General features: G+C 65.5%; 17 protein-coding genes, 1 tRNA gene and 1 pseudogene. 9 read left to right on the top strand and 10 right to left on the bottom strand.

Features of this window, described 5'->3' with window-relative positions:
* A pseudogene (locus EJC47_RS21450) lies at nt 1–219 on the bottom strand (Ppx/GppA family phosphatase); the annotation flags it as partial.
* Nucleotides 220–409: 190 nt separating this feature from the next.
* On the opposite strand from EJC47_RS21450, the gene EJC47_RS18620 reads away from it, so the two are divergent.
* The 4 genes from EJC47_RS18620 to EJC47_RS18605 all read left to right on the top strand — a co-directional run bounded on the left by EJC47_RS18620 (nt 410) and on the right by EJC47_RS18605 (nt 4,348).
* A tRNA-Gln gene (locus EJC47_RS18620) sits at nt 410–483 on the top strand.
* 105 nt (nt 484–588) lie between these two features.
* Nucleotides 589–3,744, top strand: a complete 3,156-nt coding sequence (locus tag EJC47_RS18615) for a YdbH domain-containing protein (RefSeq protein ID WP_260591663.1) — start codon at nt 589–591, stop codon at nt 3,742–3,744.
* On the top strand, nt 3,741–3,974 hold the full coding sequence (locus EJC47_RS18610; RefSeq protein WP_052192311.1) for a YnbE family lipoprotein: 234 nt from the start codon (nt 3,741–3,743) through the stop codon (nt 3,972–3,974). Before EJC47_RS18615 ends, EJC47_RS18610 begins: the two co-directional genes overlap by 4 nt.
* Entirely contained in the window at nt 3,974–4,348 is a 375-nt protein-coding gene (locus EJC47_RS18605) for a YdbL family protein (protein WP_033964668.1), read from the top strand. Before EJC47_RS18610 ends, EJC47_RS18605 begins: the two co-directional genes overlap by 1 nt.
* Before the next feature lie 10 nt (nt 4,349–4,358).
* Here the strand turns inward: EJC47_RS18605 and EJC47_RS18600 are convergent, their stop codons facing one another.
* Nucleotides 4,359–4,922, bottom strand: a complete 564-nt coding sequence (locus EJC47_RS18600) for a TlpA family protein disulfide reductase (protein WP_126849259.1) — start codon at nt 4,920–4,922, stop codon at nt 4,359–4,361.
* Between the two features lie 19 nt (nt 4,923–4,941).
* Here EJC47_RS18600 and argH point away from each other — a divergent pair, with 19 nt between their 5' ends.
* Genes argH through EJC47_RS18575 form a run of 5 tightly spaced genes read left to right on the top strand, consistent with a single transcriptional unit; the run spans nt 4,942 to nt 9,565 of the window.
* Nucleotides 4,942–6,312, top strand: a complete 1,371-nt coding sequence (gene argH / locus EJC47_RS18595) for an argininosuccinate lyase (RefSeq protein ID WP_126849258.1) — start codon at nt 4,942–4,944, stop codon at nt 6,310–6,312.
* Nucleotides 6,309–6,563, top strand: a complete 255-nt coding sequence (locus EJC47_RS18590; protein WP_126849257.1) for a hypothetical protein — start codon at nt 6,309–6,311, stop codon at nt 6,561–6,563. The genes argH and EJC47_RS18590 overlap by 4 nt, the downstream gene beginning before the upstream one ends.
* A 14-nt stretch (nt 6,564–6,577) precedes the next feature.
* Nucleotides 6,578–7,846, top strand: a complete 1,269-nt coding sequence (lysA, locus tag EJC47_RS18585; protein WP_126849256.1) for a diaminopimelate decarboxylase — start codon at nt 6,578–6,580, stop codon at nt 7,844–7,846.
* A complete protein-coding gene (locus tag EJC47_RS18580; protein ID WP_260591662.1) occupies nt 7,839–8,618 on the top strand; it encodes a precorrin-2 dehydrogenase/sirohydrochlorin ferrochelatase family protein in 780 nt (259 codons plus the stop codon). The genes lysA and EJC47_RS18580 overlap by 8 nt, the downstream gene beginning before the upstream one ends.
* Nucleotides 8,615–9,565 carry a zinc transporter ZntB gene (locus EJC47_RS18575; RefSeq protein ID WP_126849255.1) on the top strand — a complete coding sequence of 317 codons (951 nt, stop codon included), beginning with the start codon at nt 8,615–8,617 and terminating at the stop codon, nt 9,563–9,565. Before EJC47_RS18580 ends, EJC47_RS18575 begins: the two co-directional genes overlap by 4 nt.
* Here EJC47_RS18575 and EJC47_RS18570 read toward each other — a convergent pair.
* From EJC47_RS18570 to EJC47_RS18535, 8 genes are all read right to left on the bottom strand, one after another.
* Nucleotides 9,540–10,211: a response regulator gene (locus EJC47_RS18570; RefSeq protein WP_231565200.1), complete on the bottom strand. Its 672-nt coding sequence runs from the start codon at nt 10,209–10,211 to the stop codon at nt 9,540–9,542. The genes EJC47_RS18575 and EJC47_RS18570 overlap by 26 nt on opposite strands.
* Nucleotides 10,208–10,612, bottom strand: coding sequence for a flagellar export chaperone FliS (locus tag EJC47_RS18565; RefSeq protein WP_033965696.1), 405 nt, complete (start codon nt 10,610–10,612; stop codon nt 10,208–10,210). The genes EJC47_RS18570 and EJC47_RS18565 overlap by 4 nt, the downstream gene beginning before the upstream one ends.
* Nucleotides 10,609–12,075 (bottom strand): flagellar filament capping protein FliD, encoded by a 1,467-nt coding sequence (fliD, locus tag EJC47_RS18560; RefSeq protein WP_126849254.1) that lies wholly within the window; start codon nt 12,073–12,075, stop codon nt 10,609–10,611. The genes EJC47_RS18565 and fliD overlap by 4 nt, the downstream gene beginning before the upstream one ends.
* Nucleotides 12,076–12,130: 55 nt before the next feature.
* On the bottom strand, nt 12,131–13,258 hold the full coding sequence (locus tag EJC47_RS18555) for an EscU/YscU/HrcU family type III secretion system export apparatus switch protein (RefSeq protein ID WP_033965695.1): 1,128 nt from the start codon (nt 13,256–13,258) through the stop codon (nt 12,131–12,133).
* On the bottom strand, nt 13,258–14,040 hold the full coding sequence (fliR, locus tag EJC47_RS18550; RefSeq protein WP_126849253.1) for a flagellar biosynthetic protein FliR: 783 nt from the start codon (nt 14,038–14,040) through the stop codon (nt 13,258–13,260). Before fliR ends, EJC47_RS18555 begins: the two co-directional genes overlap by 1 nt.
* Nucleotides 14,041–14,167: 127 nt before the next feature.
* Nucleotides 14,168–14,437 (bottom strand): flagellar biosynthesis protein FliQ, encoded by a 270-nt coding sequence (gene fliQ, locus EJC47_RS18545; RefSeq protein ID WP_010405396.1) that lies wholly within the window; start codon nt 14,435–14,437, stop codon nt 14,168–14,170.
* A gap of 123 nt (nt 14,438–14,560) precedes the next feature.
* Complete coding sequence (fliP, locus tag EJC47_RS18540; protein ID WP_126849252.1) at nt 14,561–15,415, bottom strand: flagellar type III secretion system pore protein FliP; 855 nt, start codon at nt 15,413–15,415, stop codon at nt 14,561–14,563.
* Complete coding sequence (locus EJC47_RS18535; RefSeq protein WP_010405393.1) at nt 15,412–15,672, bottom strand: flagellar biosynthetic protein FliO; 261 nt, start codon at nt 15,670–15,672, stop codon at nt 15,412–15,414. The genes fliP and EJC47_RS18535 overlap by 4 nt, the downstream gene beginning before the upstream one ends.
* Nucleotides 15,673–15,674: the final 2 nt, after the last annotated feature.

Below are 15,674 nucleotides of genomic sequence, written 5' to 3'. Positions count from 1 at the left end.
TGCCAGGCCTTCGCCCAGCCGCACGATCCGCGAAAAAGCGTCGATTACGGCAAATCCATCGCCTTGTGGTCGCGCGATCAGCAGGCGGCAATTGTTGGTGCCAAGGTCAAGTGCGGCGAAGTGGCGTGGATCTCGCCCGCGTGTAACGAGTGCGGTGCCGCCTCTTGGTTTGCCGTTGGTCGGCGCCGAACGGGCAGGCTTTACCTGCCGGTACGGCATATCGGGCGATCGATCCCCCATGCCGTGTGACTCGCTTATTCTGTTCTGCCGTCGCGGCGCGCGGGTCGCGCGCCGTTCGGTGCTTGGGCGCGATCCTAGCGGATGGTCGGTCGACCGGCAAGCGACCCCGCTGCGCCTCTGCCATCGGTTGACATGCGCGGCGCTCGCCCGTAGAGCGCGACCCCGGCGTTGCCCCGTCGTCTAATGGTAAGACTGCGGTTTCTGATACCGCCTATTGAGGTTCGAATCCTCACGGGGCATCCAGCCATCTCCTTCCTTTTCCGACCCACTGGCGCGCAACGATCTCGCGCGCGCTGGGTTGATGGGGGGTACGCCCGCACGTTGCATGGCCGGGTTATGGGAGGTCGGGTGAACGGAAGCGTATCGGCAGCAGGAGGTGACCGTCTCGCCCGGTGGCTGCGCTGGCGCTATGTTCTGGGCGCGCTCGGCTTGGCGTTGGGGGCAGTTTTGCTTGGGCTGTGGCTGGCGCGCAAACCGCTCGCCGAGCATTTCATTGCCGATACGCTTCGCGCTCGCGGGGTTCCCGCGCGCTACCAGATCGAGAAAATTGGCCTGCGCACACAGCGCCTGACCAATGTCGTCCTCGGTGATCCGGCCAATCCCGATTTGCGCGCCGACTGGCTGGAAGTGGATACCAGACTGGGGTTTTCGGGGGTCGGCGTTACGGCGGTCCGTATCGGTCATCTCGCCATGCGCGGGCGACTGGCCGACGGAAAGGTCTCGTTCGGTGCCATCGACCGACTGCAGCCCCAAGCCGCGGGTACGGCATTCGCGCTGCCGCGCATCAGAGTCGACATTGCCGACGCGCGTATCGCGCTGACGACGCCTTATGGTGCGCTCGCATTGGCGACGACGGGATCCGGGGCGCTGGACGATGGCTTTTCGGGGAGGTTGCGCGCGACCTCGGCGCGGCTCGTGGTTGGCGGGTGTCGGCTGGACGACGTTTCCGCCGATGTGGCGATACAGGTGCTGGCAGCACGGCCAAGCGTGAGCGGCCCCGTCCGCGCCGCACGCGCTGACTGTGCGGGCGTGCAAGCGACGGGAGCAGCCGTCGACCTAGACGTGGTGCTGAACCGGCAGCTCGACCGATGGAAGGGAAAGGCACAGCTTGGTATCGCGGCTGTCGCGCGGAGCGGTGTGGGCGCGCGCACGATCATGGGGCCAGTGTCCTTCGCTGGATCGGGGAAGGATCTGTCGGGTGCTGTCGACCTGCATTCGGGCCCTTTCGCCGCCAGCGGCGTTGCCGGACGCCAGGCCGCGCTGACCGGAGCCTATCGGTACGCGAATGGTGGTTTCACGTTCGATGGCGACGCGCGGGCGGTGGCAGCGCAACTCTCTCCCGCCCGGCTGACGCAGCTCGATTCGTGGCAAAGCGCGAGCGCGGGAACGCCGCTCGGGCCGATGGCCACGCAGGTGGTGATGGCGACACGGTCGGCGGCGCGTTCCGTGAGTGTTGATGCCCGCATAACCGCCACGATCGGCGGTGCCCAGGGGCGGGTACGGATGTCGCGACTGGCGCTCGCGACTGCGTCGGGCGTGAACCTTCGTGCCTCGGGCGCTGCTGACATCACCTATGGCGGGGCCCGCAGCGGATGGCGGATCGCGGGTGCCGCCGAGATGGCAGGCGGCGGCTTGCCGGAGGCACGGGTTCGGGTCATGCAGGATGCTGCGGGCAGCCCGTTGATCGGTCAAGCGATCATCAAACCCTATGCCGTCGGGACATCGCGGCTTGTGTTGGCCCCTGTCGCCTTCACCGCGCGCAACGATGGCGCGACCCAGGTCACGACCAGGATCGATGTGTCGGGGCCGCTTGGCGACGGTCGGGTCGAATCGCTGCGCTTGCCGATCGTGGCGACGTGGGACGGGGGCTCCCGCTTGACCGTCAATGCCACATGTGCCCCGCTCGGGTTCGCGCGACTACGCCTTTCGGGCATCGATTTGCGGCGGTCTTCGATGACGCTGTGCCCCCGCGATGGCGGGCTGGCGCGGCTGGAGCGCGGGGCGTTGCGCGGCGGTGGCGGGATCGGGCCGATCCGACTGGCCGGGACACTGGGCGCGTCGCCGCTGGAACTGGTGGTGCGGCAGGCGCAGTGGAGTTTGGAAGACCGTCGCTTCGTGCTGGCGGGGCTTGGTGTGCGGGTCGGGACGGCAGAGCGGATCACCCGGCTCGATGTGGCGCGATTGGCCGGGGCGTTTGCCGCCAATCGCCCGCAGGGCAGCTTTGACGGAGCAGCGGGACAAATCGGCAGCGTCCCGCTGCTCCTGTCGGCCGCCAATGGCAATTGGCGCTTTGCCGAGGGCAAGCTGTCGCTGGCGGGAGGACTCGCGGTGGCGGACAGTGCCGCCAGTCCGCGGTTCCACCCTATGGCGGTGCGCGGCGCGGCCGTGACGCTGGCCGACAACCACATTGTCGCCACTGGCACGCTGTTCGAACCGAAGCAGGGCGTGAAAGTGGCCGATGTCACCATCGCGCACGATCTCGGCACAGGAACGGGCCGCGCCGATCTGATCGTCCCGGGCATCAGCTTCGACGAGCATTTCCAGCCCGATCACCTCACCCCGCTGACCTTTGGCGTCATCGCCAATGTCGTGGGTGCGACCAGCGGAGAGGGGCATATTCGCTGGACACCGCAAGCCGTGACGAGCGACGGCGTGTTCCGCACCGGGGGCATCAATCTGGCCGCCGCTTTTGGCCCGGCGAGCGGCATTGCCGGGGAAATCCGCTTTACCGATCTGCTCAATCTCGAGAGCGCGCCTGGGCAGGTCGCGACGATCAAGAGCCTTAACCCGGGCGTTGCGGTCAATGACGGCGTGGTTCGCTATCAGTTGCTGCCGGGCGCGCGGGTGCGGGTCGAGCAGGGCGTATGGCCCTTTGCCGGCGGTCGCCTGTCGCTCGAACCGACCCTCCTCGATTTCGACGAGGCGCAGGAACGCCATTTGACCTTCCGCGTGACGGGCGTGCAGGCCGACCAGTTTCTCCAGCAATTCGACTTCAAGAATTTGAACGCGACGGGCATTTTCGACGGCGCGCTGCCGATGGTGTTCGATGCGCGCGGCGGGCGGATCGAAAACGGCAATCTGGTGGTGCACCCCGGCGGCGGCACGATCGCCTATGTCGGCGAAGTGACGCAGAAAGACCTCGGCTTTTGGGGGAATTTCGCGTTCCAGTCGCTGAAATCGCTGCGCTATCGCAATCTCGACATCGTCATGAACGGTCCGCTGGCGGGCGAGGTGATCACGCAAGTGCGTTTCGCCGGGATTGCGCAAGGCGCGGGCGCCAAGCGCAATTTCCTGTTCGACCGGCTGCAGAAGCTGCCGATCGTGTTCAACCTCAGGATTTCCGCACCGTTCCGCCAGCTCGCCGATTCGGTGCAGAATTTCTATGATCCCAAGCGGCTGGTCGAACGCAATTTGCCGACCCTGCTGGAAGAACAAAATAAACGCGCGGTGCCGCCGACGCCCGCCACCCCCATTCAGCCCTCCGACAGCAGGACCGTGCCATGACCGAAACAGCATTGACGATGATGAAGGACCGGCCGAGCAACAGTGTAATGAAGAGACTGACGATCCTGGGCCTGTGCGCGCTCTGTCTTGCCCAGACGGCATGCGTTAATGTGACCGCGCCCGACAAACCGATCGTCATCAATCTCAACATCAGCGTGACGCAGGAAGTGGTCTATCGTCTTGATGGCCAGGCCAAGAATTTGATTCAGTCGCAACCGGGGATTTTCTGATGAACAGGCTCAAGATATCGATCGCGACGCTCCTGCTGGTCGGCGGTGCGTCTGCGGCCGTTGCCCAGCGTGATCCGGCCTATCAGGCGGCGCGCGCGGCGGGCGAAGTGGGCGAGCAGCCCGATGGCTATCTCGGCGTGGTCGGCAGCGCGAGCCCGGCGGTGCGCGCGCTGGTCAACAACATCAACATCCAGCGCAAGGCGGCGTATACCCAGCAAAGCGCGGCGTCGGGTGCCACGGTCGAGCAGTTCGCCTTTACCAGCGGGTGCAATTTGATCCTGAAGACCGCGCCAGGCGAGAAATATAAAGGCCCCGACGGCGTTTGGAAAACGCGCACCGCCGCCCCGCCGGAACGCGATTCGCGCTGTATCTGAGCGGCGCGCGTTATTTGGCCTTGGCGAGCGCGGCCTTGGCGGTGGCGCTCGTCCAGTCCATGCCGCCGGTGCTGCGCCAAACTTCGTGACCGGTCGAATCGAACAGGATGCTCATCGGCAGGCTGGCATTATAGGTGATGCTGAAGCCGACATCCTTGTCGAGATAGGGCTTCAGCCGTGCGAAGCTGTGCTTGGCGAAGAAACCGGCGACGGTCGGGCGGTCCTTGTCCTGGCTGATCGTGGCGACGGTGATGGTTGCTGCCGCTGCATCGAGCGTCGGCATTTCCTTGACGCACGGGCCGCACCAGGTCGCCCAGAGATTGACCAGCACTGGCTTGCCCTTGAACGCCGCCAGCGTCATCGGCTTGCCATCGGGGTCTTCGAACGTGACCGCGGGGGCGGCTTCGCCCTTGTGGCTGCGGTCGATCGCGTGCGTCTCAGCCGGTTCTGCGGTGGCCTGCGCGGAATTGGCGGTGGGCGCGAGCGCGTCTTGCCCGTTGGACGAGACTTGCTTATCGCACCCCCCAAGCACTCCGAGCAGCAGGACCGGGACCATCACCGAGCGTAAAGACATATCGGGCGCATCCAATGCGATGTGGGGCGGTCGTTTTGCCGAAGGGCCGACCGCTGTCATGCGGGCGATAAATGCCTCGATCCCATTCGACAAGCGTTTGTGGCGGCAGGACATCGCCGGGTCCAAGGCGCATGTCGCGATGTTGGGCGCGACCGGCATCGTTTCGGCCGAGGATGCCGCCACGATCTCGGTTGGCCTCGACACCGTTGCCGCGCATTATGCCGAGCATGGCGTGGCCGAGGACATGGTGCTCGAAGACATCCATATGCAAAGCGAGTCGCGCCTGGCCGAGGCGATCGGCCCGGTTGCCGGGCGGCTGCACACCGCGCGCTCGCGCAACGACCAGGTCGCGACCGATTTCAAACTGTGGGTGCGCGACGCGATCGATGAGGTCGATGCGGCGTTGGGGGCGTTTCAGGAGGCCTTGCTCGCGCGGGCTGAGCAGCATGCCGACAGCGTGATGCCGGGCTTCACGCATCTTCAGAGCGCGCAGCCGGTGACGCTCGGCCACCATCTGATGGCCTATTATGAAATGATCGCGCGCGATCGCAGCCGCTTTGCCGATGCGCGGGCGCGGATGAACCTGTCGCCGCTGGGATCGGCGGCGCTTGCCGGAACCGGCTTCCCGATCGACCGCGAGATGACGGCGGCGGCGCTCGGGTTTGACGGGCCGACGCGCAACTCGCTCGATGGCGTGTCCGACCGCGATTTCGCGATCGATTATCTGACATCTGCGACGCAATGTTCGCTGCATCTGTCGCGGCTGGCCGAGGAATTCGTGCTGTGGGCGTCGCAGCCGTTCGGCTTCGTCGCTCTGTCGGACCAATGGTCGACCGGCAGCTCGATCATGCCGCAGAAGCGCAACCCCGATGCCGCCGAACTGGTGCGCGGCCATGCCGGGCGCATCCTCGGCTGCATGACGGCGCTGATGGTGACGATGAAGGGCCTGCCGCTGGCCTATTCCAAGGACATGCAGGACGATAAGCCGCCGGTGTTCGAGGCGCATGATCTGCTCGGCCTGTCGATCGCTGCGATGACGGGCATGGTCGAAAGCGCGACCTTCCGTACCGATCGGATGCGCGGGCTTGCCGAGGCCGGTTTCGCCACCGCCACCGATTTGGCCGACTGGCTGGTGCGTGAGGCGGGCGTGCCGTTCCGCGAGGCGCATCACATCACCGGCCAGGCGGTGGCGCGCGCGGAAGCGCTGGGGGTGAAGCTCGACGCGCTGCCACTTGGGGATTTGCAAGCCATCGATGCGCGGATCGACGATCGCGTCTATGGCGTGTTGTCGGTCGATGCGTCGGTTGCCAGCCGCACGAGCTTTGGCGGCACCGCGCCGTCGCGCGTGCGGGCGGCGATTGCGGCGGCCCGCGAAGGGAAACGGTCATGACACTCACGCGGGTGCCGGGTTTGATGGTCCTCGGGTCGATCGCGCTGCTCGCAGGTTGTGGTTCGGCGACCACCTTGAAGCCGCCCAAGGGCCAACCATTGCCGGTCGCGCCTTATGGGGCGACCGCCACGCCGACGCCTGCCGATTTGATAAAACCGAGCAACCAGGCCCGCCCCGAGCGCAGCGACGAAGTGCTCAAGAACTCGCAGCAGCGGCGCGGCGACGATTTCGATTTGCCGCCCCCCAATTGATTTAGGCTGAATTTATGGATCATTTTTCGCTCGTCGATGGCGCGATGCACTGCGAAGGCGTGCCATTGTCGGTGATCGCCGAGGCGGTCGGCACGCCGGTCTATGTCTATTCGACCGCGACGCTGAAGCGGCACGCACGCGTGTTCCGCGAAGGGCTGGCCGGGGCGGGGGATGTCCACCTCGCTTATGCGATCAAGGCCAATCCCAATCTCGCGGTGCTGCGCGTGATGGCGGATGCGGGCTATGGTGCTGACGTCGTGTCGGGTGGCGAGCTCGCGCGCGCGCTGGCGGCGGGGATTCCGGCCAGCGACGTGGTGTTTTCGGGCGTCGGCAAGACCGTCACTGAATTGACCACCGCGCTGGAGGCTGGGCTCGGCCAGTTCAACCTCGAGCTGGAAGAAGAAGGCGTCGTGCTGGCCGGGCTGGCGGCGGCGCGCGGGCTGGTCGCCAATGCGACGCTGCGCGTGAATCCCGATGTCGATGCCGGCACCCACGCCAAGATTTCGACCGGCAAGCGCGAGAACAAGTTCGGCGTGCCGATCGACCAGGCTCCGGCGATTTTCGGGCGATTGGCGGGCTTGCCCGGCCTCGCGCTGCGCGGCGTCGCGATCCACATCGGCAGCCAGTTGAGCGATCTCGCGCCGCTGGAGGCGGCTTATCGGCGCGTTGGGGAACTGGTCGCGCACTTGCGCGGGCTTGGCTTCCCGATCGAACGCGTCGATCTGGGCGGTGGGCTGGGCGTGCCGTATCGCGACGGCGATGTCTTGCCGAGCCCGGCTGAGTACGGCGCGATGGTCGCCCGCGCGACCAAGGACTGGGGCGTGCGGCTCATGTTCGAGCCGGGTCGCGTGATTGCGGGCAATGCGGGTGTGCTGCTGACCAAGGTCATCTGGGTCAAGCCCGGCGCGATCAATCCTTATGTCATTGTCGACGCAGCGATGAACGACCTCATGCGCCCGGCGATGTACGACGCCTGGCATGATTTCAAGGCGGTCCATCCAACCGGCGAACGCATGATCGCGAACATTGCAGGGCCGGTGTGCGAAAGCGGCGACACCTTCGCGATGGGCCGCGACATCGATGCCGTGAAGAGCGGCGACCTCGCCATTTTCCGCACGGCCGGCGCTTATGGCGCTACGATGGCGTCGACCTATAACAGCCGCGCATTGGTGCCCGAAGTGCTGGTCGATGGGGACCGGTTTGCGGTAGTTGCCGACCGCATCCTGCCCGAGACGATCCTCGCCGCCGAACGCATTCCGGAATGGCTCACGCCGGGTGACTGACGACGCCCGCCTGCACAGTCTGCCGCTGTTCGTGCGGCTGGCCGGGCGGCCGGTTATTCTTGTGGGAACCGGCGAAGCGGCAGATGCCAAGCGTCGTTTGCTGGAGCGCGCCGGGGCCGAAATCGTTGGCGAGGACGCGAGCGCTGCGCTGGCCATCGTCGCGCTGGAGGAACCTGCGCAGGCGCAAGCGGTGATCGCGCGGCTGAAGGCCCGCGGCGTGCTGGTCAACGCCGTCGATCGGCCCGATGATTGCGACTTCACGCTGCCCGCGATCATCGATCGCAACCCCGTGATCGTCGCGATTGGCACCGGCGGTGCCTCGGCCGGGCTGGCGGCGGCGGTGCGGCAAAGGCTGGAGACGCTGCTGCCGCAAACGCTCGGGCCCCTCGCGACCGCGCTGTACCGCTGGCGGGCCACGATCCGGCTCGCTTTCCCGTCGCTGGAGGCGCGGCGGCGCGCGCTGGGCGCGGCCTTTGCGCAAGGCGGAGCGCTCGATTCATTGGCGGCGGGGCCGGAGGCGGTCGAGCCATGGCTGCTGTCGCCGATCGCGCAGCGCGACCAATTCGTCCATATCCGTCTGGTCTCGGACGATCCCGACGATCTCACGCTTGCCCAGGCGCGCGCGCTCGCTTTGGCCGACCGGATTTATGCGGCGGCATCCGCTCCCTCTGCCGTTCTGGACCGCGCGCGTGCGGATGCGGTGCGGATCCTCTGCGCAGGTCCGCCCGTTGCGCGCGAGCCGGGGCTTTCGGTTTGGCTGGAGAAACTATGAGCGGTTTTGCCTATTGCGTTGCCGACGGCAAGGCGGCGCGGATCGACATCGGCCAGGCCATCGCGGCGACCGGCGACCTGGTCTGGGTGCATCTCACCTCGAACAACGAAGATGCGCAGGCGTGGCTGACCGACACCGCCAAAGCCCCCGATTATATCGTCGATGCGCTGACCACGTCCGAATCGCGCCCGCGCTGCGATGCGGTGGGCGATGGCGCGTTCCTCAATCTGCGCGGGCGCTCGAACGAAGCGATGACCACCTCGGATCCGCTCGCGTCGCTGCGGATCTGGGCGGTCGCGGGGCGGGTGATTTCGGTCACCCGGCGTGCGGTGACCGCGATCGACGATGTCGTGAAGCTGATCGAGGGCGGCCATATCCGCGACCCAGGCGACCTGATCGCCGAATTCGCGGTGGCGATTACCGAAGAACTCGATCCCGAAGTTGCCGATCTCGGCGACCGTCTCGATGATTGCGAAGCCGATCTCGACGCGGACAAGGTGTTCGAACTGCGCCGTGGCGTAACCAAGGTGCGGGTGGCTGCGATCGGCTATCGGCGCTTCCTGCAGCCGCAGCGCGCCGCGCTGGAAAAGCTTGCTGCCCTGCCGTGCGATTGGCTGCATGATGATGACCGGCTGCATCTCGGTTCCGCGGCCGACCGCGCGGCGCGTATGGCCGAGGAACTGGAAGCGATCCGCGAACGCTCGGCACTCATGCATGAATCTCTGACCGATCTGCGCGCCGAGCAGATCGATTCCCGCGCGCTGCTGATCTCGATCGTGGCGCTGATCTTCCTCCCGCTGACCTTCCTGACCGGGTTGTACGGCATGAATGTCGAGGGGTTGCCTTATGCCAAGGAGCCGTGGGCGTTCGACGCGATCGGCGGGATTTGCATTGCGATCACGATCGGGATCATCGGGTATTTCAGCGCGAAACGCTGGTTCGGCTGAGCCATTGGATCCGGTCGTTCAGGGCCTTGACCGACGCAGCCAGGCGCTTGCGCTCGGCCTGCGTCGCGGCGAGCGTGGCCCTGGTTTCGCCCAGTTCGACCGCACGCGTCGCAACGCGGGCATCGAGCGCTGCATTGGCGCGCTTGAGCTCGGTGATTCGTCGGGCGCGAGCAAGCACGCGGGCAATCCGTGCGGCAAGGACATCGAAGTCGAGAGGCTTGGCGACATGGTCGTCGGCACCGGCCGCGAGTCCGTCGATCGCGGCGGCGGGGTCACGGTGACCGGTCATCATGATAACCGGCAAGTCCGCCGTATCGGCATTGCTGCGGATCTCGTGCAGAACCTGAAGGCCGGACATGCCCGGCATCACCATGTCGAGCAGGACCAGATCGAACCCGCGCGCCGCAATCAGGTCGAGCCCTTCTGATCCGTTGTCGCTGAGCGCGGTGCGATAGTCGAGCTGACCGAGCCTCTGGCCGAGCACGCTGAGGCTGGTGCGGCTATCGTCGATCGCCAGGATCGTGCCGGTCGCGGGCGGTGTTGCGCACGGTGTCGAAGCAGGGGACTCGATCGGCGGGGTAGCGTCGGTGCGCGATTGCGGCGGCGTTATGCGGGTGCCATTCCGTTGCGACAGGGGGCTGGTCATGCGGCGCGCACGGTACGCCAGGCCTGGCCGATCTCGTCGAGCGTCGCTGCGACCTCGCGAAACGGAGCCGGATCGCTGCCGATGCTTGCATTGACCACGGTTTGCCGCGCTCCGGCATAGAGGTTGGCCAAAGCGGGGGCGACGGTGCCACCGGCGTCGAAATCGAGCCCCGCCTCCAGCGCGAACAGGATCGCGGTGGCACGCGTCACCTTTTCGCTCTTCATCGCATAATTGCCGTTCTCCGCAGCCCACGCGGCCCCGCGCAAGGCGCGGATCGCCTCGTCATACAATAACTGGACAAGCGCTGGCCCATCGGCCTCGGCGGTCTGTCCGGCGAGTTCGATCTGACGATACGTCGCCTCCGGGTTGCGGCCGAAGGCGGTTGCGTAGGCGGTGCTCACCCGGTTTTGTTCCACTGCGCGATTTGGTTCGTCAGCGCGGTTTGCGATGCCTTGTATTTGGCCACCAGCGCGTCGGACGCGGCATATTGCTTGGTCAGGCGTTCCTGATAGGCCGTGGTGTCGGTGGCGACTTTGGCTTCGGCGTCGGTCACCTTGGTCTTGGCAGCGGTATAAAGCGCGGTGCTGCCGACCAGACCGATATGTTCGACATTGCCGTTGATGGTCACTTTCTGGTCGACTGCTGCGGTCGAGATCGCATCCAGCGCCGCGGCGATGCCGCCGCCGGTTGCGCCCGTGCCATTGGCAAACAGCGCTTCCACCGCATCCGGGGTATTGGTCAGCGCAGCGTTCAGCTTGGTCGAATCGACGCTCAGCGTGCCGTCGCGATTGGTCGATACGCCGATCGAGGCAAGGTTGATTGGGTCGCCTGCCGCCGCGCCCGTCGTCAGCGTGGTCAGCGGCAATGCGCGCAGCGCGCGCGCCAGGCTGGTCGCATTATTGTCGTTGCGCAGCGCACCCGTGGTGGAATCGGTCTCGGTCTTGAGCACCGCCTGCAGCTGATTGTAGGTATCGACGAAATCCGTCACTGCCTGCGATAGTGCCGCAGTCGGTTTGGTGTTGCCCAAGGTCACCGGCTTGCCGACCGCAGTGCCGGTAAGTTCGAGCTTCACCCCCTCAACCAGATCGGACACTGTGTTGCTCGAGCGTTCGATGCTGACGCCGTCGAGTTTCAGCTGGGCATTACCAGCCGCGCTGCCGATCGTGGTCGCGCTCTCGCCGACGCCGACGTTGAGTGCGGACAGTGCCGGCGTGTCGCTGGAGAGGGTGAACGCCTGATTGGTGCCGGTCGCGCCTTTCAGCGTCAAGCGCGCAGTGCCATTGGCATCGGTGACGATGCTCGCGGTCACCCCGGCAGACGCGGCGTTGATTGCCGATGCAATTCCCGAAAGCGTCTGGTGCGCACTGTCGATGGCGATGGTCACCGGTTTGGCGGTTCCCGCAGTAAAGCCCGTCAACGCGCCGCTGTCGACGGTCGCTGTGCCGAGGGTCAACGTCAGATTGCCGGTGCCGACGGTGGCATCCCGGCTGGAGAAGGACGTTGCGCTGGTGGCCACCTGGGCGGTGGCGAGGCGAGTCACTTCGACCGAGGCGGCGAGACCCGACAATTTCGCACCCGGAAGCGCAGTCGCGGTGAGCACGCTGGTGTTCGAACTCGTAGGCTGTGTCACCAAGGTGCCGCCCTGTACCAGCGTTTTGAGCCCGGCGGCAAAGCTGGTGATGCCGCTTTGTACTTTGGCGACCGAGGAGATTTGCGCGGTGAGCGCATCTTCCTGCTTGGTCAGCGACGCGTTCTTGGCAGCGAACTGCGCTTGCACGAGGGAGGCGACCAACGATGCCGTGTCGACGCCGGATCCGGCCCCGAGCGAAGTGAGGATCGACTGGGTTGCGGTGGTGGTCACCATGGCTGTGGTCTTGCTCCCAAACTCATGTGTAAGAACGACGGGCGGGCGGTCATGTTTAGGATTCCTTCACGCCATTTTCGTCGAAGCGCGCGCTCGGCGGCACCAGCACCGGCGGCGGCGTACCGCCCGCCGCGGTGTTGAGCCCGAACACGAAGGCAAGGATCGTCGCCAGCGCGACATACAGGTCGTCGCGCACCTCTTGTCCTTCGCGGCTGGTGTAATAGACGGCGCGCGCCAGCGAGGGATATTCGAGCACGGGCACCTGCGCTTCCGCCCCCAATTCGCGGATCGCGAGCGCGATCACGCCGCGGCCTTTGGCAACGACGACGGGCACCTGGTCGGACTCGCGATTATAGCGCAGCGCGACCGCAAAATGCGTCGGGTTGGTCAGGATGACATGCGCTTCGCTCACCGCCGCGCGCATGTTGCGCTTGGCCATCTCGCGTTGACGCTGACGCATCGCGCCCTTGGCCTCGGGCGAGCCTTCGGTTTCCTTATGCTCGTCGCGGATCGCCTGTTTCGACATGCGCAATTTGCGCAGCAGCTGGATCAATTGCAGCGGCACGTCGATGCCCGCGATGATCACGAGCCCGCCCGCCATCGCGAACAAAATCCCCATGAAGGTGCCGCCGAGCGCAGCGACGGCCGTGCCGATATTGGTCGAGGCAAGGCCGATCGTCATGTGCGACGCCTGTTGCAGCATATACCAGCCAATGCTGCCGAGCAGCGCCACCTTGAGCAGCGACTTGCCGAGCTCGATCCACCCTTGCGGTCCGAAGATGCGCTGCAGGCCTGAGGCGGGGTTGATCCGCGACGCCTTGGGTGCGAGCAATTTGCCATTGAAACCAAGGTGGCCAAGCCCGGCCTGGCCAAGGATCGCCGCCGCCAGCGTTACCGCCAGCAGTGAGCCGATTGCCGGTGCCAGCTTCCAGCCGCTTTGCAGGAGCGGGCGGAAAGGGGAGAAATCCTCGATATCGCGCTGGTCGAACGAAAAACTCGACGTCATGATCTCCTTGCACGCACCGACCAGCGAAGGCCCCATCATCGCCAGCCAGCCGCACCCGGCGAGGATCACCAGCGCGGTTGCAAACTCGCGCGATTTGAGGATGTCGCCCTGTTCCGCCGCATCGCGTTTGCGCTTGGCGGTTGGGGCTTCTGTCTTTTCACCATATTCGTCTGCCATCAGCCGAGCACCAGGCTTTGCGTGGCGGCGAGACCTTCGTTGATGATGACGAGCAGATAATCCCCCATCGCGGGAAAGCCCAAGGCGAGCGCAACCACGCCGACCGCGAGGCTGGCGGGCAAGCCGACCGCGAACAGGTTGAGCGACGGGGCAGAGCGCGAGATCATGCCGACGACGAGATTGAGGCACAGCAGCAGGAAGCCGACCGGCAGCGCCAGCAGCAATCCCGCAAGGAAGGTGTAGCCGCCGAAAAACGCGATATTCTCAAGCTGCGCTGGTTTAAGCCAGGCGGCCCCCGGCGGCAGTGCGTCATAGCTCTTCACGATCATCTCGACGAGGATGAGGTGGCCGTTGACGCTGAGGAACAGCAGGGTCAGCATCATCGAGAAAAACTGGCCGAGCGCCGGGGTCGAGCGGCCGTTCTGCGGATCGATCGCGGACGCGAAGCCGATGCCCATCGAGGTGCCAATCACTTCGCTCGCGATCATCGGCGCGGCGAATGCGATTTGCAGGATGAAGCCCATGGCAAAGCCGACCAGCGCTTCCGCTGCGACCGCCAGGAAGGTGGTGAGCGAAAAGATCTGTGCGGGCGGCACCACCGGATGCACCGATAGCACCAGCACGCCGATCGCGCCCGACAGCGTGACGCGCACCGTGACCGGGATCGAGACCGCGCTGAACACGGGAGCCGCGATGAACGCCGCGCCAACGCGCACCATCACGAAGATCAGCGCCCAGAGTTGCGGCTCGATCGACAGGCCGAAGCCGAGCGGGCCGTTCATCTTCCCCTCCCGCTTTCGGAAGGGGTTAGGGGAGGGGCGTGGCGTGAGCATTGCGCGCGATAGGGGAACAGCCCTCCCCCAGCCCCTCCCGCAAGCGGGAGGGCGGAAGAAAGGGCTAGGCCTGCGCTCATCGCACCAGATCCGGGATCCGTTCGAAAATGCCGATCGTGAAATCGGTGAGCAGCCCCAGGATCAAGCTGCCGAACACCAGGATCGAGACACCCACCACGATCAATTTGGGCACGAACGACAAAGTCTGTTCGTTGATCGAGGTCGCCGCCTGGATCATGCCGGTGATCAGCCCGGCGAGGAGCGCCGGGATCAGGATCGGCGCGGCGGCGAGCGCCAGCACCCACATCGTCTGATTGGCGACGGTCAGGAAATATTCCGCGTCCATCAGAAACGCTCCTTTCCGTTCGCCCTGAGCCCGTCGAAGGGCAGCGCGCCACGGCGACCACGGCAGGTGCTGCGTGCAGGCTTCGACAAGCTCAGCCCGAACGGTTGTGTGCTGCGCATCGCGTCAATTCACGAACGAATTGGCGAGGCTGCCCATGGTCAACGCCCAGCCATCGACCAGCACGAACAGCAGCAGCTTGAACGGCATCGAGATGATTGTCGGCGACAGCATCATCATGCCGAGCGACATCAGCACGGTCGCGACCACCAGATCGATCACGATGAAGGGCAGGAACACCAGAAAACCGATCTGGAACGCGGTCTTCAACTCGCTGGTGACAAAGGCGGGCAGCAGCACCGAAAAGGGAATGTCGTTCGCCTGCTTGTACGGCCCGCTTTTGGCGATGCCGGCGAACATGGTGATGTCCTTCTTGCGGGTCTGCTTGGTCATGAAGGTGTGCAGCGGGATCGCGGCGGCCTTTATCATGTCGGTCGCGCCGATCTTGCTCTCTGCATAAGGCTGGATCGCGGTCGCGTTGATCTGGGTGATCGTCGGCGCCATCACGAAGAAGGACAGGAACAGCGACAGCCCGATCAGCACCTGGTTGGGCGGGGTTTGTTGCAGGCCCATCGCCTGCCGCACGATCGCCAGCACGATGATGATGCGCGTGAAGCTGGTCATCATCAGCAGGATGCCGGGCAGGATCGTCAGCAGCCCCATCACGATCAGGATCTGCAAGCTCAGCGCCATCGGCGCATTGCCACCGCCAAGATCCTTCAATGCGCGATCGGCGGCGTCGCCGGCTCCGGGGGTTGGCGCGGCGATCGGGGCGGCTTGGGCGAAGGCCGGGTGCGCAACCAGGATCGCGAAAACCACGCCGAGCAGCATCAGCGCCAGCTTGCCCCATGGCAGCACGCGCGCCACCGATGGCTTGATCAGCGCTGGGCCCGAGCCTTTGCGAATGACCTTGACGCTCATCGTGCGTCTCCACCGCGATCGACCAACGCGACGCCGGTGCGGCTGACCGAGACGAGCAGCTTGCGTCCCTCGAAATCGATCACCGCCAGCCGGACGCTGGGCGAGATCATCATGGTTTCGGTGACCTTGAGTAGCCGATTGGCGGGCTGACCCGGCAGCCGCGACTCCAGCCGACGCCAAGCGTAAAGGCACCCGATCATCAGGCCGCACACCAGCGGCAGCAGCACGACGAGCTTGAGGATATAGGACCACATCATGG

The organism is Sphingomonas sp. TF3 (assembly GCF_003985085.1).
GTDB lineage: Bacteria > Pseudomonadota > Alphaproteobacteria > Sphingomonadales > Sphingomonadaceae > Sphingomonas.
The sequence above is the reverse complement of the archived record's forward strand: the minus strand, read 5'-3'. Positions and strand labels throughout refer to the sequence as shown.